Source organism: Novosphingobium ginsenosidimutans (genome assembly GCF_007954425.1).
Lineage (GTDB): Bacteria > Pseudomonadota > Alphaproteobacteria > Sphingomonadales > Sphingomonadaceae > Novosphingobium > Novosphingobium ginsenosidimutans.
In genome coordinates, this window is sequence record NZ_CP042345.1 from 3,056,169 (window position 1) to 3,076,624 (window position 20,456).

Consider the following 20,456-nt stretch of genomic DNA (forward strand, 5'->3'; position numbering starts at 1 on the left):
AAGCCGATTACAATCCAAACTGCTCGCGGTACCGATCGAAACACGCGGCACCGCAGCGCAGCCGCAGCAGTGCACCCTCGGCAATCGCGGCCGCCCGGCGACTGTCTGCACTGACCAGCGGCCGCAGCGCTTCGCGGTTCCAGTCCTCGCTGTGCTTGACGTCAAGCACGGCGTGGAGCGCAAAGTAGCGGCGCTCGCGCTCGGTCAGGCCGATCCGGGCAAGGCCCTTGGCAACGCAGGCGGAGCGGCCCGGTGCGGTCAGTTCGATCACGCCCAGCGCGCCAACACTGTGCCAGGCATAGCGGCGCGTGGTGGCCATCGCCGTCATCGCATTGGCCAGCGCCAGGCTCTGCCAGACCGTCGTTTCGATCTGCGGGTCGAGATCGAGCGTATCGACCAGCCCGGCCAACATCGGTCCGTGCATCCCGGCGGCCTGGCCGCGGCCCATCTCGTCCCAAAAATTGCGGGCGAGCTCCAGCTTGGGTCCTTCCGGAAGCTTGATCTGGGTCAGCGCGACCAGGTCATCGAAGCCGGCTTCGCCCGCGGCTTCCTGCTGCAGGAACCAACGCAGCTCGTCGCGCGAGGCATCCTCTGCCAACCACGGGAACAGCGGATCGCCCTGCCCCGGACCGTCGTCTTTCAGCGCTTCGAACCATTCGACAAAGCCATCAGGATCGGTCGGCACGGCCGCCGCCTCATGCCGGACGTCGGCGCGCAGCTCTTCAAGGAAGGCGCCCTCAAGCCGCAACATGGTCTGGTCCATCTCAAGCTGGTCACGCCAGTTGACCTCTGGAAACGCTGGCGCCAGCCGTACGCGGTTCCACTGGGCCAGGCGTTGCTGGAACAGGTCGGAATTGAACTGCGATTGTCGGAGCTTAACTTCGGCGCGGGTAGCCATGATACAATTTCCTGCTGAAACATAACGTTCCAACCGGAACCTCACCTGCTGCACATGGTTCCTAAAGGTCGGGCAGGCCGGTCCTGACGCCCGCTCAGCCGCCGGGATGGTAGAAATCGTAGACCGTCTGGGCCACCGTCCCGCTTACCCCCGGCGCACGCTGGAGATCTTCAAGGCTGGCCGCGCGAACCTTGCTCGCCGTGCCGAAGTGTAACAGCAAGGCCCGCTTCCGCGCCGGACCGATCCCGGGGATTTCGTCGAGCGGCGAGGCGGTAATCGCCCGGCTGCGCTTCTCGCGGTGCGCGCCGATGGCAAAGCGGTGGACCTCGTCGCGCAAACGTTGAAGGTGGAACAGCAATGGCGAGTTCTCCGGCAGCATCTTCTCGCGCCCGTCAGGGAAATGGAAGACCTCGCGCCCCTCGCGGCCATGATGGGGCCCCTTGGCGATCGCGATCAGCGGCACGTCCTCGATCCCCATGTCCTCAAGCGTGTCGCGCGCGGCCGACATCTGGCCCTTACCGCCGTCGATCAGGACCAGGTCGGGCCACATCCCACCGTCGCGATCGGGGTCCTCATCCTGGACCCTGGCGAAGCGCCGCTGGAACACCTCGCGCATCATCGCGAAGTCATCATTGGTCTGGGCGGTCTTGATGTTCCATTTGCGGTACTGACCCTTGATGAAACCTTCCGGCCCGGCGACGATCATCGCCCCCAGCGCCTGTGCCCCCTGAATATGGCTGTTATCGTAGACTTCGATCCGTTGCGGCGGCTCGGGAAGCTCCAGGAATTCGGCCAGGTCGCGGTTGAGCCGGGCCTTGGTGCCGCTTTCAGCCGCGCGGCGATCGAGCGCTTCGACCGCGTTGCGCTGGGCTTGTTCCATCAGCCGCCGCCGATCGCCGCGCTGCGGCACCGACAACTCGACCTTGCCACCGGCCCCTTCCCGGAAGGCCTCGGCCAGCAGTTCGGCCTCGGGCAGCGCGCGATCAACAAGGATGCAGCGCGGCGGCGGCACCTCTTCATAGAACTGGGCGAGGAACGCGGTCAGCACCTCTTCCGCCGTCAGCCCGTCCGTGTGGCCGGGGAAGAAGGCACGGTGGCCCCAGTTCTGGCCGCCGCGGATGAAGAAGGCCTGGATGCCGAACTGCCCGCTCTTCTCGGCAATCGCGAAGACATCGGCATTGCCGACGCCTTCGGCATTCACCGCCTGGCTGCCCTGGATGAAGGTCGCGGCGCGCAGCCGGTCACGGAGCATGGCCGCGCGTTCGAAATCGAGCGCTTCGGCCGCCTGGGCCATCTGGTCCTCCAGCTTGCGCTGCACCGCCGAGCTGCGGCCGCCAAGGAAATCCTTGGCCTCACCGACCAGCTCGGCATAGCCGGCGGCGTCGATCCGCCCGACGCAGGGGGCCGAGCAGCGCTTGATCTGGTAGAGCAGGCACGGCCGGTCGCGGCGGCTGAAAAAGCTGTCCGTGCAGGAGCGCAGCAGGAACAGCTTCTGCAGCGCGTTGATCGTGGTGTTGACCGATCCCGCGCTGGCGAAGGGGCCATAGTAATTGCCTTTGGCCTTGCGCGCGCCGCGGTGCTTCATGATCCGCGGGAAATCGTGATCGACCCGCAGCAGGATGAAGGGAAAGCTTTTGTCATCGCGCAGCAGCACGTTGTAGGGCGGGCGATAGCGCTTGATCAGCTGCGCTTCGAGCAGCAGCGCCTCGGCCTCGCTGTTGGTGGTGACGATTGTCATGGCCCGCGTCTGCGCCACCATCCGCTTCAGCCGCAGCGGCAGCCGCTCGACCTGGGTATAGTTGGCCACCCGGTTCTTAAGGGCCCGTGCCTTGCCGACATAGAGGACATCGCCCCGCGCATCGAGCATCCGGTAGACGCCGGGTTTGGGCTTCAACGTGGCCAGAACCTCGCGGATCGCAGCAACGCCAGCCTCTAGATCCGGCTGGCCCGACTTGACCGTATAGGTCGCCCGCTCCTCGTTGAAGCGGTCATTGCCATTGGGCAGATCGGGGCGGCCGGCTTTGCTCATCGAAAGGTCACGCGAAAGTCACACCAAGACCGGCGCGTTTCCGCCGCCGGCAGGCAGTTTCGCCACGGCGAGAATCATCGGGATAGAAGACAGGTTGATCACCGGGCTTCTGTGACACAAACCCGGGATGTAGGAAAATGTGCAGTGCCGCGCGGGCACATTGCCGTTGCCTTTGTCCCCGCTTCGCCGCAGGCTGAGGCCCAGGGGGAGATACCGCCATGAGACTCGCCGCATTCGCTTTGCTGCTCACCAGTGCGCTGGCACCGCAACCGGCCATCGCCGATGCCGGTCCGGACCGTCAGTTCACCGGGCAAGACCTGTTCAAGCTTGAAGCCGCAGCCGATCCGCAGATCAGCCCGGATGGCAAGACGATCGCCTATGTTCGGCGCAGCGCCGACGTGATGAGCGACCGGGTGCGCGGGTCTGTGTGGCTGGTCGACGTTGCCAGTGGCGAGCAGCGCCCGCTGGTGACCGGACCCGGCAGCTATGGTTCGCCGCGGTGGTCGCCCGACGGTTCGCGTCTGGCCTATATCTCTGGCGACGAAGGCGGTGCGCAGCTCTGGGTGCGGTGGGTGTCCAGCGGCGCGGTAACCCGTATCACCCAGTTGCCCGATGCGCCGGATGCGATCACCTGGTCGCCCGATGGCAGCACGATTGCCTATTCGATGCGGGTCCCGGCAGAGGGCACCAGCCTTGGCAAACCGCTGCCCCGGCCCGAAGGTGCGAATTGGGCCGAACCGCTGGAAATCTTCGATCGGGCCACTTACCGCGCCGATGGCGGCGGTTACATCAAACCTGGCTTCAACCACCTTTTCGTAGTTCCCGCCGACGGCGGTGCGCCGCGCCAAGTGACCTTCGGCAACTTCGATGATAATGGCCCGATTGCCTGGACACCCGATGGCAAGTCGATCCTGTTTTCCGCCATTCGCAAGGATAACTGGGAAACCGAATTCAACGACAGCGAAGTCTATTCGCTGGATCTGCGCAACGGCAACCTGACCGCGCTCACCAGCCGCTATGGTCCCGATCAGGTGCTGGCCGTTTCGCCCGACGGCCAGAAGATCGCCTATCTCGGCTTCGATGACACCCACCGGACTTACGAGAATGCCGAGCTCTACGTGATGAACCGCGATGGCAGCGGCGCGCGCTCGATCTCGGTTGGTCAAGACATCAGCATCGACGATGCAAAGTGGTCCGCCGACAGCAAATCGCTGGTGGTGCAATACGACTTCAAGGGCGCGGCGACCATCGGCCGGTTCGGTCTGGACGGCAGTTTCCGCCAGCTTGCCTCCGGGCTCTCAGGCCCGGGCTACGATCGCCCCTACACCGGCGGCAGTTTCTCGCTTTCGCGCACCGGCGCAATCGCTTTCAGCGGCGGCAGCGCGCAGCGCCCACCAGATGTAAAGGTTCTGGCAGGAGGCGCGCCACGGCAGCTGACCCGGCTCAACGCCTGGATGGAAGCCAAGGCGATGGCGCCGGTCGAGAAGCTGGCGGTAACAGCTCCGGACGGCAAGCCAATCGACGCCTGGCTGGTCATGCCGCCAGGCCGCCAGCCCGGCCAAAAGGTGCCACTGGTGCTGGAAATCCACGGCGGGCCACATTCGGCCTATGGTCCGTGGTTCTCGACCGATTACCAACAGTATGCGTCTGCCGGCTATGCCGTGCTCTACACCAACCCGCGCGGCAGCACGTCCTATGGCGAAGGTTTCGCCAAGCTGATCGACCGGGCCTATCCGGGTGAGGATTACAACGACCTCATGGCTGCGGTGGACGCAGCCATTGCCGCAGGCGTTGCCGATCCCGACAACCTGTTCGTTACCGGCGGCTCGGGCGGCGGCATCCTGACCGCCTGGATTGTCGGGAATACGACGCGCTTCCGCGCGGCAGTCTCGCAGAAGCCGGTCATCAACTGGATCAGCGAAGCCCTGACCATGGACGGCACCGGCTTCACTTCGCGCTACTGGTTTGACCAGCCGCCATGGAAGGACGTGACGCCCTATTGGCGGCGCTCGCCGTTAAGCCTGATCGACAAGGTCAAGACCCCGACTATGGTCGTCGTCGGCAGCGAGGATTACCGCACGCCGGTCAGCGAGGCCGAGCAATACTACGCTGCGCTCAAGATCGCTGGGGTGCCCACCGCGCTGGTCAAGGTTCCCGGTGCTAGCCACGGCGGCATAGCCGCCCGCCCCTCGCAATCGGCAGCCAAGGCGGCCGCGATCATCGCCTGGTTCGAACGCTATCGGACCGGCGCAAAGGCTCCGCAAGCGAGCGATTGACGGGTGGCGCGAGTCTGATAGGCTCGCCAACAAGAACAGGCCTTTAAGGCAGGTCAAAGGCAGGAGAGGATCAACTTGCGCCAGCTCCAGGGGATGGACGCGTCATTCGTGGCGCTCGAAACGCGCAATTCGCCGATGCACATCGGCTCGATCCTGATTTACAATCCTGAGACAGCACCTGGCGGCTTTGTCCGCTTCAAGGACATCCTGAGCTTTATGGAAAGCCGGATGCAGCTGTCGCGCACGATGCGCCAGCGACTGGTGCGGGTCCCGTTCGATCTCGATTACCCCTATTGGATCGAGGATCCGGACTTCGATCTGGAATACCATGTCCGCCACGTCGCCCTGCCCAAGCCGGGCGACTGGCGCCAGCTTTGCATCCAGGCCGCGCGGATCTTTGCCCGCCCGCTGGATCTGACCAGGCCGCCATGGGAATTCACGGTGGTCGAAGGGCTCGACAATATCCCCGGCGTGGCCAAGGGCAGTTATGCCATGGTCACAAAGGTGCACCACGCGGCGATCGACGGGATGAGCGGGATCGACCTGATGGAGGCGCTCCACACGCTGATGCCCGATGCGCCGCCGCCGTCAGAGCCGGATAATTGGCAGCCGGAATCGGTGCCCAGCCCCGCTTCGCTGATCGCCAAGTCCTGGCTCAACGCGGTTGCCAATCCGGTCCGCCAGCTCGAGGTGGCCGCTAAGGCTATGCCGGGCCTGGCCCGCGCGGTGAAGGGCTTGGCCACCAAGGACTTTGCCTTGCATGGCGAGATGATCGCCCCGCGCACCCGGTTCAACCAGGTGATCTCCACCAGCCGCGTGGTTGAGGGCCGTTCGGTCCCGCTGTCGGATATCAAGGCGATCCGCCAATCGGTGGAGGGTGCCAAGGTCAACGACGTGTTCCTGACCATCATCGGCGGGGCGATGCGCAAGTACCTCGAGGCCAAGGACGACCTGCCCGACAAGACGCTGACCGCGATGGCCCCGATCTCGGTCCGCGGGAAGGACGAAAAGGGCGACATGGGCAATCAGGTGGCGGCAATGATCGCTCCGCTGGGCACCCACATCGCCGATCCGATTGACCGGCTGGAATACGTCTTCTCGCAGACCACCAATTCGAAGGCGATGACCGACGCGCTCGGCGCGCGCAACATGACCGAGATGAGCAAGGTCAGCCCGGCGCTGTTCATGGCGCTGGCGGCGCAGGCCTATACCCGCCTGGGCCTCGCCAACCGGGTCGCCCTGCCCTTCACCACGGTGGTCACCAACGTGCCCGGCCCGCCGGTGCCGATCTATTCGGCCGGCGCGCGGCTGGAGAGCATGATGGGCCTGCTCTGCCTGACCGACGGGCTGGGCCTTGGCCATGTGGTGCAGAGCTACGTCAAGGAAGCGACCATTGCTTTCACCGCCTGCCGCAACCTCCTGCCCGATCCGGAGTTCTACGCCCAGTGCATCGAAGAGAGCTTCCACGAGCTGCGCGAAGCGGCAGCAAAGGTGCAGGAGCCGCGGGTGCCGCAGGCCAAGCCCGTCAAGCAGCCAAAGTCCGCAGCCAAACCGGCCAAGTCCGCCGCAAAGCCAGCAGCAAAAGCAAAAACCACACCGATAAAGAAGCCGGCCACCAAGAAGCCGGCCACCAAAAGCAGGAAGGTCGCCAAGAAATGACAGCAGCCAGTGCCGCATTCCCGCAGCCGAGCCACGCTCGGCCGCCCTCGCGCCTGTTCGCCTTTGCCGAGCCGCGCGCGCTGCTTGAATTCGCGGCCTTCTATGCTGTCCGCCCCTATCTTTCGAACCTGCCAAAGGGCGATGGGCATCCGGTGCTGGTCCTGCCGGGTTTTCTCGCCTCGGACAGCTCGACCGCACCCTTGCGCAACCTGCTCAAGCAGCTGGGCTATGATGCCCGCGGCTGGGGCATGGGCCGCAATGTCCGGATCGATGCACCCCGCGTGCACGAAATGGAATCGATGCTGCTACGGATCTACCGCGAGACTGGCCGCAAGGTCTCGATCGTTGGCTGGAGCCTGGGCGGCGTCTTTGCCCGCGAACTGGCCAAGGCCCACCCAGAAGCAGTGCGGCTGGTGATCTCGCTTGGCAGTCCCATTTCCGATGACCGCCGCCATTCCAATGCGGCGCGGCTGTTCGAATACCTCAACGGCCGCGATCCCGAGCCGATCCGCCAGGGCCGGTTCGTCGATCTGCATCGCGCCCCGCCAGTCCCGACGACCTCGATCCTGACCAAGACCGATGGCGTGGTCCATTGGCGTGGCTCCGTCCAGAAGCGCGATAGCCACCCGCATACCGAGAATATCGAGGTGCTGGCCAGCCACTGCGGTCTTGGCTTCAATCCCAGCGCGGTGATTGCCATCGTGGACCGGCTCCAGCAGCCCGAGGGCGAATGGAAGCCGTTCCAGGCGCGGCTCTCGCAGCGCTGGATGTTCCCGAAGACCAGCCTGCAATAGACCTGATGTCCACCCGGCACCTGGTCGATCCCGAGCTGCTGCCGCTGCTCGATCTGCTGCCGCCGACCGATCTGGCGGCGATGGACCTCAACGAACTGCGCGAGACCAGCAACGCGCGCTATGCCTTCCTTGGTGCCCCGCCGCTTGCGCCGGTGGTCCACACCATCGACGGTCCGGGTGGGCCGCTTGACATCTATCTCTACGATCCAGCCCCCGGCACGCCGGGCCGCGCCGCGCTGCTGCATATCCATGGCGGCGGGATGATCATGGGATCGGCCAGCGTGATGCAGGCTGGCCCGGCGGCCATGGCACAGGCGCTCGGCATCCCTGTCGCTTCGGTCGAGTATCGTCTTGCCCCTGAACATCCCTTCCCAGCCCCGCAGGAAGACTGCCTGGCTGCCCTGAAGTGGCTGGCCGATCTGCCCGAGGTCGACCTGGAACGCGTCGGCATCACCGGTGAGAGCGCCGGCGGCGGGCTCGCGGCATCGGTGGCCCTGATGGCGCGCGATCTGGGCGGTCCGCAGCTGGCCGCGCAGTTCCTGACCTATCCTATGCTGGACCACCGCACCGGCGGTGATAACTGCCCCTACAACAACGCCGCGACCGGGGAGTTTGTCTGGACCCGCTCCTCAAACCGCTATGGCTGGGGTGCGCTGAAAGGCAACTATGCGCCGAGCGACCATCGCAAGGGATGGTTCTCGCCCAGCCTTGCGGAAGACCTGTCCGGCCTTCCGCCGACCTGGATCGGCACGGGCAGCCTTGACCTGTTCTATGATGAGGACCTGGATTACGCTCGCCGCCTGGTTGCAGCCGGGGTGCCGGTCGAACTGCATTCCTATCCGGGGGCGATCCATGCTTTCAACGCGGTCACGGAAAGCCGCCTCGCCAAGGCCTATGGCCGCGACCTGCTTGGCGCGATGGCGCACTGGCTGAGGGTCGCGGGATAAGCAAAAGGGCCGCACGGAAGGATCCGCACGGCCCTTTATCTGAAAAACACTGGGTTAAACGGCCTGACCGTCAACGTTCACGTTGCGGATCCGGCCATCGCGATCGATCGTGCAGCTGAAGTTGCCATTGCCGGTGGTCGTACCGGTAATCCGCCAGCCACCGTCGTCACGATTGACGCTGTCGACCTCACCCACTCGGGTTCGGCCGCGATTCACTTCATCGATGCAGCGATTGATCGCGCTGTCGATCCCGGTGCCTTCGCGCCATTCCGGTTGATCTTCGTCGCTGCCATAGCGCGGCGCTTCTTCCCGGTCGCGCGGCAAGGGTTCGCGATAGTCGCGCTGGTCCTGACGCTGCTTGTTCGCCTTGCTGGCCGCACTGGCAATTGCGGCGATGCCGCCGATGATCAGGATGCCGGCCAGGATATCGCCGCCATCAACGCGATCGCGGTGGCGGTAATGGCCGCCCCAGCCATCGCCCCAGCCGCGCGCCAGGGCCGGCGTTGCCGCCATTGAGAACGAAGCCGCCAGCGCCAGGGCAGCGGCGCTCCGCTTGAACTTACCCGTCATTTGCTTGACCCCTTCCATAACGCGACTCGCGTCAGTGCTTGCAACGACCTAGGCGGCCCAGGCTTTCACCTGCCTGAACCGCCCAAAGTCTGGATCTTTAGCCGTTAGAGGCCACGGATCCCGCTATAGTCGAGGTCGACAATCCGGCCCCGCTCGATCCGGCACTTGAACGAGCCGGAGTCGTATCCGCGCAGATTGTCATTCCAGCCGCGGTAGTCGCCGTTCCAGCCCCGGCCGTAGTTGCCGTCACCACGGCGCCAGTCCCGACCGTTGCTATTGACCGCGATCCGCCCGCGCACTTCATAACCATAGCGCGTTTCGCGGATATCGCGGACGTCGGTCACATCGGCGCGGCCATAGCTGTAGCGCGCGGCGTTGCGTTCGGCGGCGTAGACGCATTGCTCCACCGCACGGCGGGCGCTGCCGCGTTGGGCATAGTCGTTGCGATAGCCGTAACCCTGGTTGTAGCCATAACCGCCGTAACCCGCGCGGTCATAGCGATAGTCGCGATCATAGCGATCGTTGTTGTTGCTGGCGGCCGAAGCCACAGCAGCAATCCCGCCGATGATCAGCGCGCCGGCAATAACATCGCCCGCGCTGATCCCGTCGCGGTCGCGATTGTCGGCGAACGCCGGGGTGGCCGAAGAGAACGCCATCGCGCCAGCCGCGATGGTCCCGACTAGGGCTTTGGACATGGTCTTCATCGTATCGATCCTTCACTCTTCGGCGGGCATGATGGCCCGTCGTTGAGTGAAGGATTAGCGACTCGACCGTGGCGTGAAGCTGAACTCGGTCGTTAGGCTGCGTTCAGGTTTTAAATCACTTTCCTGAACGTGGCACTTCCAAACCGCTCCACTGGGCCAGGAAGGCCAGCACGTCTGCACCTTCGGCCACGGCCTTGTCGGTCGGCTTGCCCGAGCCATGGCCGGCTCGGGTTTCGATCCGGATCAGGTGCGGCTTGTCGCCGGCCTTGGCGGCCTGGAGCGCCGCAGTGTACTTGAAGCTGTGGCCCGGAACCACGCGGTCATCGGTATCGGCTGTAGTCACCAGCATGGCCGGGTATTCCACCCCCACCTTGATGTTGTGATAGGGCGAGTAGGCCCGCAGGACGCGCCAATCGGCCTCCTTGCTGGGATAGCCATAGTCATCGACCCAATAACGCCCGGCGGTGAAACGATCGAACCGCAGCATATCCATCACGCCTACAGCGGCATTGGCAGCAGCGAACAGGTCGGGCCGCTGATTGACCACCGCACCGACCAGCAGACCGCCATTCGAACCGCCCTGAATGGTCAGGCCATTCTTCGGCGTGATCCCCTGCCCGATCAGATACTCGCCCGCCGCGATGAAATCGTCGAATACGTTCTGCTTGTTGCCCAGGCGTCCGGCATCGTGCCAGGCCTTGCCGTATTCCCCGCCGCCACGCAGATTGGCCAGTGCAAAGGCTCCGCCAGCCTCAAGCCAGGCCATCCGCGCGGCCGAGAATCCGGGAGTGAGCGAGATATCAAACCCGCCGTAGCCATAGAGCAACGTCGGCACAGCCTTGCCCGCTTGGGCGACATCCTTCTTGCGCACGACGAACATCGGCACCCGGGTGCCGTCCTTCGAATTGTAGAAGCGCTGCTCGATCGCATAGTCGGCTGGGTTGAAGGTCAGTTTCGGCAGCGCGAAGGGCTCGCTCTTGCCGGTGCGGGTGTCGAACCGGAAGATCCCGCTGGGCTGGTTGAAGCTGGAGAACGAATAGAACGTCTCAGGATCGCCCGGCTCGCCGGAAAAGCCCGAGGCCGTTCCGATCGCGTTGAGCGCGATCTGCTGGACCGGCTTGCCATCAAGCGAGCGAACCTCAGCCACCGACTTGGCATCTTTGAGATAGGACAGGATCAGGCGATCGCCGACAATCTCCGCGCGTTCCAGCGTTTCGGCGCGTTCGCCAATCACTTCTTCGAACTGCGGCCGCGCAGCGGCGACGTTGACCTTCACCACCTTAAGCTTCGGCGCATCCTTGTTGGTTACGAAGTACAGCGTGTCGCCCATCCCTTCGACCAGGCGCCAGTCGTTCTCGAGGCCCGCCACCAGTGTGCGCGCCTGCCACTTGCGGTTCTTGCCGAGCGGGATCAGGTGCAGCGCATAGCGGCTGTCGGTGCCCTTTGACGTGGTGATCACCACCCAGCGCCCATCGTGCGTTACCTGTGCGCCGTGGCCCAGTTCGGGGTCGTTCGGGGTCGAATAGACCAGTTCGTCCTGCGACTGCGGCGTGCCGATGCGGTGGAAATAGATCGCCTGGTTCTTGTTGAGCGACTGGAACTCCGCCCCCGGCTGCGGCTCGGGAAAGCGCGAGTAGAGGAAGCCCTCGCTTCCGACCCAGGCGATGCCGGTGAACTTGGCCCACTTGATGCCATCGCCCAGGTCCTTGCCGGTCGTGACGTCCAGCACCTTGATCGTCCGCCAGTCCGATCCGCCATCCTGGATCGAATAGGCCAGCAGCTTGCCGTTCTTCGATGGCACCCAGGCATCGAGCGCCGTCGCGCCGTCCTTGGCCCAGGCGTTGGGGTCGATCAGCAGCTTGGGCGTGCCGTTGAGCCCCTTGCGCACGAACAGCTGTGACTGGTTCTGCAGCCCGGAATTGCGCATGTAGAAGTAATAGCCGCCAGCCTTGCGCGGCAGGCCGAAGCGTTCATAATTCATCAGCGACTTGATCCGCTGGGCGAACCATTCGCGTTGGGGCAGCTGCGCAAGGTAGCCCTGAGTCAGGGTATTCTGCTTGGCCACCCATTCGGCCACGGCCTTGTCGGTGCGGACATCGTTTTCCAACCAGCGATAGGGATCGGGGACCGCTTCGCCGAACTGCGTCTCGACGAGATCGACTTTGCTGGTTTCCGGATAGGACAGGGTCATCTTTTCGGCAGCGACGGGAGTGACAAGCGAAAGGGCAACAAGTGCGGCCAAGGTGGCCGGAAGGCGGCGCGACATGCGGGTCTCCGAAAAGCAAAAGGCGAGGGCGACCCTAGCAGTCACCCTCGCCTTTTCAACTGGACCAAAGGTCGCAGCGCAGTGCTTACTCGGCGTCGTCAGCCATCATAACCGGACCCGAGTCCTGGCCCTTGGCCGAGGTGTCGCGATCAACCAGTTCGATCACCGCCAGCGGGGCAGCGTCCGAAGCGCGGACGCCGGCCTTGATCACGCGGGTATAGCCACCCTGACGGTCGGCGTAACGCGCAGCCAGAACTTCGAACAGCTTCTTTTCCTGCGCTTCGTCGAGCAGGCGGGCATGGGCCAGACGGCGGTTCGACAGGCCACCGTGCTTCGCCAGCGTGATCAGCTTTTCCAGGTAGGGACGCAGTTCGCGCGCCTTGGGCAGCGTGGTGGTGATCTGTTCGTGCTTGATAAGGGCCGCCGACATATTGCGCAGCAGCGCCTTACGGTGGCTGGAAGTGCGATTGAGCTTACGCCCGCCAAGCTTGTGACGCATGGGTCATTCCTTTGTTCGTTATGGGCCCGTATCAGGTAGCCCGTAGCTGGCAGCAGTCGCGGTTGCTGCCGAAAACCGTCGGGGCACCCGCAGGTGCCCCGAAACTGGTTAGCCCAGCAGCTCCTGCTCGAGCTTCTTGGCCATTTCTTCAATGTTCTCCGGCGGCCAGCCAGGGATGTCCATGCCAAGGCGCAGACCCATCGAGCTCAGGACTTCCTTGATCTCGTTGAGCGACTTGCGGCCGAAGTTCGGCGTGCGGAGCATCTCGGCCTCGGTCTTCTGGACCAGGTCGCCGATGTAGATGATATTGTCGTTCTTGAGGCAGTTGGCCGAACGCACCGACAGCTCGAGCTCGTCGACCTTCTTGAGAAGGTAACGGTTGAGCTGGTTGGTGTCGCTTTCCTCGGCCGGAGCAGCCGCCATGCCGATCATCGGCGAGGCGCCCATCGGCACCGCATCATCGAAGTGGACGAACAGCGAGAGCTGGTCCTGGAGGATGCGCGCCGCATAGGCCACGGCGTCTTCCGGGGTAACCGTGCCGTCGGTTTCGACGGTCAGGTTCAGCTTGTCGTAGTCCAGTTCCTGCCCGATGCGGGCATTGTCGACCTTGTACGAAACCTGGCGGACCGGCGAGTAGAGCGAGTCGACCGGGATAAGCCCGATTGGCGCATCAATCGGACGGTTCGACACGGCCGGGACATAGCCCTTGCCGGTGTCGGCAGTCAGTTCCATGTTCAGCGTCGCACCTTCGTCGAGGTGGCAGATCACGAGGTCCTTGTTCATGACCTCGATGTCACCCGAGACGGCGATGTCGCCAGCCTTGACTTCAGCCGGGCCGGTTGCCGAAAGCTGCAAGCGCTTCGGGCCTTCGCCCTGCATCTTCAGCGCGATCTGCTTCACGTTCAGGACGATGTCGGTGACATCTTCACGCACGCCAGCGAGCGACGAGAATTCGTGCAGCACGTTCTCGATCTTGATCGAGGTGATGGCCGCGCCCTGCAGCGAGGACAGCAGCACCCGGCGCAGCGCATTGCCCAGCGTCAGGCCGAAACCGCGCTCGAGCGGCTCCGCGACGAAAGTGGCACGGCGCTTGGGGTCGTTGCCCGGCTTCACCTCGAGGGCGTTGGGCTTCTTGAGTTCCTGCCAGTTCTTGATGTTGACAGTCATGTACTTCCCCTAGGGTCTTGTTTTGGCGGGAACGGCCGCTGCGCTTTTCAGCACCGCGACCGATCCGAAACTGCGGCGATGGGGCCCCACCGCCGCGAATGCACGATCAGACGCGACGACGCTTCGAAGGCCGGACCCCATTGTGCGGGATCGGGGTGACGTCGCGGATCGAAGTGATGGTGAAGCCAACGGCCTGGAGGGCACGCAGCGCGCTTTCGCGGCCCGAACCGGGGCCCTTCACTTCGACTTCGAGGGTGCGCACGCCGTGTTCGGCGGCCTTCTTGCCGGCGTCGTCCGCAGCCACCTGAGCGGCATAGGGGGTCGACTTGCGGCTACCCTTGAAGCCCATCATGCCGGCGCTGGACCAGGAGATCGCATTGCCCTGGGCGTCGGTGATGGTGATCATCGTGTTGTTGAAGCTGGCATTCACGTGGGCGATGCCGCTGGTGATGTTCTTCCGCTCGCGGCGCTTAATGCGCTGGGGTTCGCGTGCCATTTGGTTGTCCTACTCGAATATCGGGAAGGGAAAGCTGCGGGCCTGAGCCTGCTGCTTACTTCTTCTTGCCGGCGATGGGCTTCGCCTTACCCTTGCGGGTACGGGCGTTGGTGTGCGTGCGCTGACCGCGAACCGGCAGACCCTTACGGTGACGCAGGCCGCGATAGCAGGCCAGGTCCATCAGGCGCTTGATGTTCATCGCGGTCTCGCGGCGGAGGTCACCCTCAACCGTGTGCTCGGCGTCGATCGTTTCGCGGATGTGCAGGACTTCCTGGTCAGAAAGATCCGAAACGCGACGGGTATGGTCGATACCCAGCTTGTCGACGATCTGGCGGGCCTTGAACGGGCCGATACCGTGAATGTAGGTGAGCGCGATAAGAACGCGCTTGTTGGTGGGGATATTGACCCCGGCAATACGAGCCACTTACTTCTCCATGCTCCACAGAAGGCGGCGGGTGTCCACGACCTTCCATCTCAACGCTCATTCGTTAGAACGGCAAAAAGCCCGGTTGGCGCGCGCAATGGCCCTCGCCTTCCGGACTTATCCGTTCATGCCGAATGGACCGGGCGCTTATGCTGATTCGGCCAAGGTGTCAACGCCGCAGTTAAGGTGCCAGCTTCAACGGTGCGCTATCGGGCATCGGACCGCCAGCCTTATCGGCCAAGCGCTGGACCTGTTCGGCCAGAACCTTGTCCACCAGCGGCGCCAGCTCGGCCGGCTTGGCCTGCCAGACCCCACCCACGGCATAGCGCCATTTGATCTGCGTACCATCTCCCACCTTCTTGAGGGTGATGGTGAGCACCCCATGCACTGCCTCGCCCTGCAGAGGGCCAAGGCCGCCGGTCATCCGCAGTACCCCGCGCTGGGGATCGATATATACCACGTGCATATGCTCGACACTGCCCATCCGCTGACCTTCGGGCGCATCGGCCGGTTTGGGCAGCTTCTCGCAAAAGCAGCCGGTAGCCTGGGCATCGAGGTAGAGATTGGCAGCATCGCCCGAATAGGTGTGGCTGGGTGACCACCACTGGTTGGGCGCGATCAGGACTTTCCAGACAGCAGCCGGCTCAGCCGCAACGGTCGCAGCGTGGTCGCTGACGAAGCCGGCATCGGTGCTGGCCGAAAGTTCCGCCCGGGCCGGCGATGCCAGCACCAGCGCGGTCAGGATAAGTGAACGGTACATCGCCCTTCCCTCCCCTTACAGGATCAGGAAGCGATAACCTGTTCGATGGCCGCCGTCACCTGGTCCATGTCAGCCATGCCGTCGACGCGGCTGACAATCCCCCGCGCTTCATAGATCGGCAGGATCGGCGCGGTCTTGGCGCGATACTCGGCCATGCGGGTGCGAACCGTTTCCTCGTTATCGTCGGGTCGGCGCTTGAACTCGGTCGAGCCGCACTTGTCACAGACGCCGTCGACCTTGGGGCGTTCGAACTTGTCGTGATAACCCTTGCCGCAGTTGGCGCAGGTAAACCGGCCGGTGATGCGTTCGACCAGCGCGTCCTCATCGACCGACAGTTCGATCACGTGGTTCAGCGTGCGGCCGCGCTGGCCCAGGATCGCATCAAGCGAATGGGCCTGGGCTTCGGTTCGGGGATAGCCATCGAAGATCGCCCCGGTTTCCGGACCCATCGCATCCAGCTCTTCTCCGATCAGTGCCGAGACGATTTCGTCCGACACCAGTTCGCCGCGCTCCATCACCGCCTTGGCCTGGAGGCCGACCGGGGTCGCCGCCTTGACCGCGGCGCGCAGCATGTCGCCGGTCGAGAGCTGGCGCATGCCGTGCCGCTCGACCAGGCGCTGCGCCTGCGTACCCTTGCCCGCACCCGGGGGGCCCAGAAGGATGATGTTCACGTCAGTACCCCCAAGTGCAGATCAGCGAATGCGGCCCTTCAGCTTCGCCTTCTTGATAAGGTCGCCATACTGGTGTGCCAGCAGGTGCGACTGGATCTGGGTGATCGTATCGACCGTCACGTTGACCACGATCAGCAGGCTCGTGCCGCCCAGGAACATCATGTTGAGCCCGGTCGAGGCGATCCACCATTCAGGGATCACGCAGACCACGGTGATATAGATCGCGCCGATCACGGTGATGCGGGTCAGGACATAGTCCAGATAGGTGGCCGTGCTCTTGCCCGGACGAATGCCGGGGATGAACCCGCCATTGCGCTTGAGGTTGTCAGCGGTTTCTTCCGGATTGAACACCACGGCGGTGTAGAAAAAGCAGAAGAAGATGATGCCGAGCGCGTAGAGCGTCATGTAGAGCGGCTGGCCGTGCGCCAGGTACTGGTTCAGCGTGACGATCGCGCCACCCAGCTTGGTATCCGGCGAAATCGAGTTCCCGGCAAACTGGCTGATGGTCAGCGGTAGCAGCAGCAGCGAGCTGGCGAAGATCGGTGGGATCACACCCGCCGTGTTGATCTTCAGCGGCAGGTGACTGCGATCGGCCTGCATCATGCCGTGTTGGCTGGCACGCTTCGGATACTGGATCAACAGTCGCCGGGTTGCGCGCTCCATGAAGCAGATGAACAGGACAAGGACGACAAGAACGCCAACCGCAAGAGCGATGGTGAAGCCCGAGATCGAGCCGGAACGCCCGCCTTCGAACAGGTTCGAGACGAACTTGGGCATCTGCGCAACGATACCGGCCATAATGATCAGCGAGGTGCCGTTACCAATCCCGCGGCTGGTAATCTGTTCACCGAGCCACAGCAGGAACATCGTGCCCCCAACCAGGCTGATCACCGCCACAACCTTAAACATCAGGCCCGGATTGACCACCGCCTGCAGGCCGCTGGAAGCGCCATAGGCTTCAAGGCCTGAGGCAATGAACCAGCCCTGCACTGCTGTCAGCAGCACCGTGCCATAGCGAGTGTATTGGTTGAGCTTCTTGCGGCCACTTTCGCCTTCCTTTTTCAGCGCCATCAGCGAGGGATGGAGCGAGGCGGCGAGCTGCACCACGATCGAGGCGGTGATGTAGGGCATGATGCCAAGCGCGATGAGGCTCATGCGCTCAAGGCTGCCGCCCGAGAAGGTGTTGAAGATATCCAGGATGCCGCCGCGCGTCTGGGCATAGAGCTGCTCAAGCACCAGCGGGTTAACCCCGGGGAGCGGCACGAAGCTCAGGAAGCGGAAGACAATCAGGGCACCAAGCGTGAACCAGATACGGTTCTTCAGCTCGGTCGCCTTGGAGAAATTCGCGAGATTGAGATTGCTCGCAACGTTATCGGCACGTGAAGCCATCGGGTAAGTGAACCTTGCTTTGGGTCCGCCCCGGACCGCTTATCAGCCCCATATAGGGAGCGTGCGGCGAAGTCCAAACCCTGCAAACAAATCCATCCCCGCCTGATGGGCGGGGATGGATTCGAATTACTTCGCAGCCTTGTTGGCTTCGCGGCGAGCAGTCTTCTTGTCGTGCTCGCTCGGCTGCTCAGCCGGCAGTTCAACCGACCCACCGGCCTTTTCGACTGCAGCGACAGCGCCCTTGCTGGCGCCGGCAACGGCAAACTTGGCCTTGGCCGTGAACTCACCCTTGCCGAGCAGGCGCACGCCATCCTTGCCACCACGGGCCAGGCCAGCGGCCTTCAGCGCGGCGTGGTCGATAACGGCCTTGATGTCGAGCTTGCCGGCATCGATGAACTTCTGGACCAGGCCCAGGTTCACTTCGGCATAGTCCTTGGCAAAGATGTTGTTGAAACCGCGCTTCGGGATCCGCATGTGCAGCGGCATCTGGCCGCCTTCAAAGCCGTTCACCGAGACGCCCGAGCGCGCCTTGGCACCCTTCTGGCCCCGGCCAGCAGTCTTGCCCTTGCCCGAACCGATACCACGGCCGACGCGCATGCGACCCTTGCGGGCGCCCTTGTTGTCAGAGATTTCGTTGAGTTTCATGTCGTTGCACTCGCTTTCGCTTTTGTCGCGCTTAAAGAAACATCCCGGCCGAAGCCGGGATGCTGGATCGGTCAATCGACCACAGCCACCATATGCGGCAGCTTGGCGATCGCGCCGCGCACTTCGGGAGTGTCTTCCAACTCCACCACGCGGTGCATCTTGCCCAGGCCCAGGCCGACCAGAATCTTCTTCTGGCTTTCCGGACGACGGATCGGCGAACCGATCTGCTTGATCTTGATCTTGGCCATGTCAGCTTACTCCGTGATCGCGGCAGCTTCGGCTTCCGCCTCAGCTGCGCTCGCACCGCCGCGACCCAGCAGGTCGGCAACCTTCTTGCCGCGACGCTGAGCGACCGACTTCGGCGAAGTCTGGCTCACCAGCGCGTCAAAGGTGGCGCGGATCATGTTGTAGGGGTTCGAGGTGCCGACCGACTTGGTCACCACGTCGGCAACGCCCAGGCTTTCGAACACGGCGCGCATCGGACCACCAGCGATGATCCCGGTCCCGGCCGGAGCCGAGCGCAGGTTCACCTTACCCGCACCGAACCGGCCCTTGCCGTCGTGATGCAGGGTGCGGCCTTCCTTGAGCGGAACGCGGACCATCTTCTTCTTGGCCGAGGCAGTCGCCTTGGTGATGGCTTCCGGCACTTCGCGAGCCTTGCCATGACCGAAGCCAACGCGGCCCTTGCCATCGCCAACCACAACCAGCGCAGCGAAACCGAAGCGCTTACCGCCCTTAACGGTCTTCGAGACGCGGTTGATATGGACCAGCTTTTCGATCAGCTCTTCGCCGCCGTCATCGTCGCCGCCACGGCCGCGACGATCGTCACGTCCACGGCCACGGCCGCCACGGTCACCGCCGCGATCGTTACCGCCGCGGCCGCGGCCACGGCCGCGACCTTCGCGGGCTTCGGTACCGGCGTCAGCGCTTTGCACTTCGCCAGCCGCGATCGGAGCTTCGGCTTCGTTGGTGTTGTTTTCGTCAGCCATCGTTAGAACTCCAGCCCGCCTTCACGGGCGGCATCAGCCAGCGCCTTGACGCGGCCATGGAACAGGTAGCCGCCGCGATCGAACACGACGGAAGTCACGCCAGCCTTCTTGGCTGCTTCGGCGAGGGTCGAACCGACCTTGGCCGCAGCGTCGACGTTGGAGCCACCCTTGCTGCCCAGGGTCGAAGCGGCAGCCAGCGTACGGCCAGCGGCATCGTCGATGATCTGGGCATAGATGTGGCGGCCCGAACGGTGCACCGAAAGCCGCGGACGGCCACCGGCACGCGCCTTGAGCGCGGTGCGAACGCGCCGACGACGGCGCTCGAACAGGGAAAGCTTGGCCATTACTTCTTCTTCCCTTCCTTGCGGAAGATGAACTCGCCGCGGTACTTGATGCCCTTGCCCTTGTAAGGCTCGGGCTTGCGCCAACGGCGGATCTCGGCCGCAACCTGGCCGACCTTCTGCTTGTCGATACCCGAGATTTCGACCGTGGTGTTATCCGGGGTCTTGATCTCGATGCCTTCGGGCACGTCGAAGTTCACATCGTGACTGTAGCCGAGCTGCAGCTTCAGGATCTTGCCCTGAGCCGTGGCGCGGTAACCGACACCGGTGATTTCGAGCACCTTGGTGTAACCCTGGGTGACGCCAGTCACCAGGTTGTCGACCAGGGTACGCTGCATGCCCCAGAAGGCGCGAGCCTGCTTGCTGTCGTTGGCCGGCAGCACCGAGATGCTGTCACCTTCGACCTTGTAGGCGATTTCATCGCGCAGACCCAGGGTGAGGGTACCCTTGGGGCCCTTCACAGTGAGGATGCCGTTCGCGATTTCGGCGGTTACGCCGCTCGGGATCGACACCGGACGCTTACCGATGCGGCTCATCAGAACACCTCCGCCAGCACTTCGCCGCCGACGTTCTGGGCGCGCGCTTCGGCATCCGAAAGCACGCCCCGCGGCGTCGAGACGATGGTGATGCCAAGACCGTTGCGGATCACCGGCAGCTCCTTGCTGCCCGAATAGACCCGGCGGCCCGGCTTGGAGACGCGAGCGACGTGCTTGATCGCCGGTTCGCCTTCAAAGTACTTCAGTTCGATCCGCAGCTGCGGGTGGGCGCCGGTGGCGTCCTCCGAGTAACCACGGATATAGCCTTCGCGCTGGAGGACTTCGAGCACGCGGGCGCGCAGCTTCGAAGCCGGCGAAAGGACGGAGTCCTTCTTCGCCCGCTGGCCGTTACGGATGCGGGTGAGCATATCACCCAGGGGATCGGTCAGTGCCATC

The 20,456-nt window shown here is 63.8% G+C and carries 22 protein-coding genes; 4 read left to right on the plus strand and 18 right to left on the minus strand.

What is annotated here, in order from left to right; all coding sequences use genetic code 11:
* Window positions 1-7: 7 nt before the first annotated feature.
* Entirely contained in the window at window positions 8-898 is an 891-nt protein-coding gene (locus FRF71_RS15045) for an iron-containing redox enzyme family protein (protein ID WP_147091423.1), read from the minus strand.
* A 94-nt stretch (window positions 899-992) separates the two neighbouring features.
* A complete protein-coding gene (gene uvrC / locus FRF71_RS15050; protein WP_147091424.1) occupies window positions 993-2,927 on the minus strand; it encodes an excinuclease ABC subunit UvrC in 1,935 nt (644 codons plus the stop codon).
* Window positions 2,928-3,145: 218 nt separating this feature from the next.
* On the opposite strand from uvrC, the gene FRF71_RS15055 reads away from it, so the two are divergent.
* From FRF71_RS15055 to FRF71_RS15070, 4 genes are all read left to right on the plus strand, one after another.
* On the plus strand, window positions 3,146-5,203 hold the full coding sequence (locus FRF71_RS15055) for a S9 family peptidase (RefSeq protein WP_147091425.1): 2,058 nt from the start codon (window positions 3,146-3,148) through the stop codon (window positions 5,201-5,203).
* 75 nt (window positions 5,204-5,278) lie between these two features.
* On the plus strand, window positions 5,279-6,862 hold the full coding sequence (locus FRF71_RS15060) for a WS/DGAT/MGAT family O-acyltransferase (protein WP_238339293.1): 1,584 nt from the start codon (window positions 5,279-5,281) through the stop codon (window positions 6,860-6,862).
* A complete protein-coding gene (locus FRF71_RS15065; protein WP_147091426.1) occupies window positions 6,859-7,656 on the plus strand; it encodes an esterase/lipase family protein in 798 nt (265 codons plus the stop codon). The genes FRF71_RS15060 and FRF71_RS15065 overlap by 4 nt, the downstream gene beginning before the upstream one ends.
* Before the next feature lie 5 nt (window positions 7,657-7,661).
* On the plus strand, window positions 7,662-8,603 hold the full coding sequence (locus FRF71_RS15070; RefSeq protein WP_147091427.1) for an alpha/beta hydrolase: 942 nt from the start codon (window positions 7,662-7,664) through the stop codon (window positions 8,601-8,603).
* A 54-nt stretch (window positions 8,604-8,657) separates the two neighbouring features.
* On the opposite strand, the gene FRF71_RS15075 is transcribed toward FRF71_RS15070, so the two are convergent.
* From FRF71_RS15075 to rpsH, 16 genes are all read right to left on the minus strand, one after another.
* A complete protein-coding gene (locus FRF71_RS15075) occupies window positions 8,658-9,173 on the minus strand; it encodes a hypothetical protein (protein ID WP_147091428.1) in 516 nt (171 codons plus the stop codon).
* A gap of 104 nt (window positions 9,174-9,277) precedes the next feature.
* Window positions 9,278-9,877, minus strand: coding sequence for a hypothetical protein (locus FRF71_RS15080; RefSeq protein WP_147091429.1), 600 nt, complete (start codon window positions 9,875-9,877; stop codon window positions 9,278-9,280).
* A 115-nt stretch (window positions 9,878-9,992) separates the two neighbouring features.
* The gene (locus FRF71_RS15085; protein WP_147091430.1) at window positions 9,993-12,143 is read right to left on the minus strand and encodes a prolyl oligopeptidase family serine peptidase; all 2,151 of its coding nucleotides are present in this window, start codon (window positions 12,141-12,143) and stop codon (window positions 9,993-9,995) included.
* Between the two features lie 85 nt (window positions 12,144-12,228).
* Window positions 12,229-12,642 (minus strand): 50S ribosomal protein L17, encoded by a 414-nt coding sequence (rplQ, locus tag FRF71_RS15090; RefSeq protein WP_147091431.1) that lies wholly within the window; start codon window positions 12,640-12,642, stop codon window positions 12,229-12,231.
* A 108-nt stretch (window positions 12,643-12,750) separates the two neighbouring features.
* Window positions 12,751-13,809 carry a DNA-directed RNA polymerase subunit alpha gene (locus tag FRF71_RS15095; RefSeq protein ID WP_147091432.1) on the minus strand — a complete coding sequence of 353 codons (1,059 nt, stop codon included), beginning with the start codon at window positions 13,807-13,809 and terminating at the stop codon, window positions 12,751-12,753.
* A gap of 106 nt (window positions 13,810-13,915) precedes the next feature.
* Window positions 13,916-14,305 (minus strand): 30S ribosomal protein S11, encoded by a 390-nt coding sequence (gene rpsK / locus FRF71_RS15100; RefSeq protein ID WP_088307824.1) that lies wholly within the window; start codon window positions 14,303-14,305, stop codon window positions 13,916-13,918.
* A 55-nt stretch (window positions 14,306-14,360) separates the two neighbouring features.
* Window positions 14,361-14,729: a 30S ribosomal protein S13 gene (gene rpsM / locus FRF71_RS15105; RefSeq protein ID WP_147091433.1), complete on the minus strand. Its 369-nt coding sequence runs from the start codon at window positions 14,727-14,729 to the stop codon at window positions 14,361-14,363.
* A gap of 181 nt (window positions 14,730-14,910) precedes the next feature.
* Window positions 14,911-15,489, minus strand: coding sequence for an SRPBCC family protein (locus FRF71_RS15110; RefSeq protein ID WP_238339295.1), 579 nt, complete (start codon window positions 15,487-15,489; stop codon window positions 14,911-14,913).
* Between the two features lie 23 nt (window positions 15,490-15,512).
* On the minus strand, window positions 15,513-16,160 hold the full coding sequence (locus FRF71_RS15115; protein ID WP_147091434.1) for an adenylate kinase: 648 nt from the start codon (window positions 16,158-16,160) through the stop codon (window positions 15,513-15,515).
* Window positions 16,161-16,181: 21 nt separating this feature from the next.
* Complete coding sequence (secY, locus tag FRF71_RS15120; protein ID WP_147091435.1) at window positions 16,182-17,549, minus strand: preprotein translocase subunit SecY; 1,368 nt, start codon at window positions 17,547-17,549, stop codon at window positions 16,182-16,184.
* 126 nt (window positions 17,550-17,675) lie between these two features.
* A complete protein-coding gene (gene rplO, locus FRF71_RS15125) occupies window positions 17,676-18,194 on the minus strand; it encodes a 50S ribosomal protein L15 (protein ID WP_147091436.1) in 519 nt (172 codons plus the stop codon).
* Between the two features lie 71 nt (window positions 18,195-18,265).
* A complete protein-coding gene (rpmD, locus tag FRF71_RS15130) occupies window positions 18,266-18,442 on the minus strand; it encodes a 50S ribosomal protein L30 (protein ID WP_147091437.1) in 177 nt (58 codons plus the stop codon).
* A gap of 6 nt (window positions 18,443-18,448) precedes the next feature.
* Window positions 18,449-19,183 (minus strand): 30S ribosomal protein S5, encoded by a 735-nt coding sequence (gene rpsE, locus FRF71_RS15135; protein WP_147091438.1) that lies wholly within the window; start codon window positions 19,181-19,183, stop codon window positions 18,449-18,451.
* 2 nt (window positions 19,184-19,185) lie between these two features.
* The gene (gene rplR / locus FRF71_RS15140) at window positions 19,186-19,527 is read right to left on the minus strand and encodes a 50S ribosomal protein L18 (protein ID WP_147091439.1); all 342 of its coding nucleotides are present in this window, start codon (window positions 19,525-19,527) and stop codon (window positions 19,186-19,188) included.
* A complete protein-coding gene (rplF, locus tag FRF71_RS15145) occupies window positions 19,527-20,060 on the minus strand; it encodes a 50S ribosomal protein L6 (protein ID WP_147091440.1) in 534 nt (177 codons plus the stop codon). The genes rplR and rplF overlap by 1 nt, the downstream gene beginning before the upstream one ends.
* Window positions 20,060-20,455, minus strand: coding sequence for a 30S ribosomal protein S8 (rpsH, locus tag FRF71_RS15150; protein ID WP_088307798.1), 396 nt, complete (start codon window positions 20,453-20,455; stop codon window positions 20,060-20,062). The genes rplF and rpsH overlap by 1 nt, the downstream gene beginning before the upstream one ends.
* Window position 20,456: the final 1 nt, after the last annotated feature.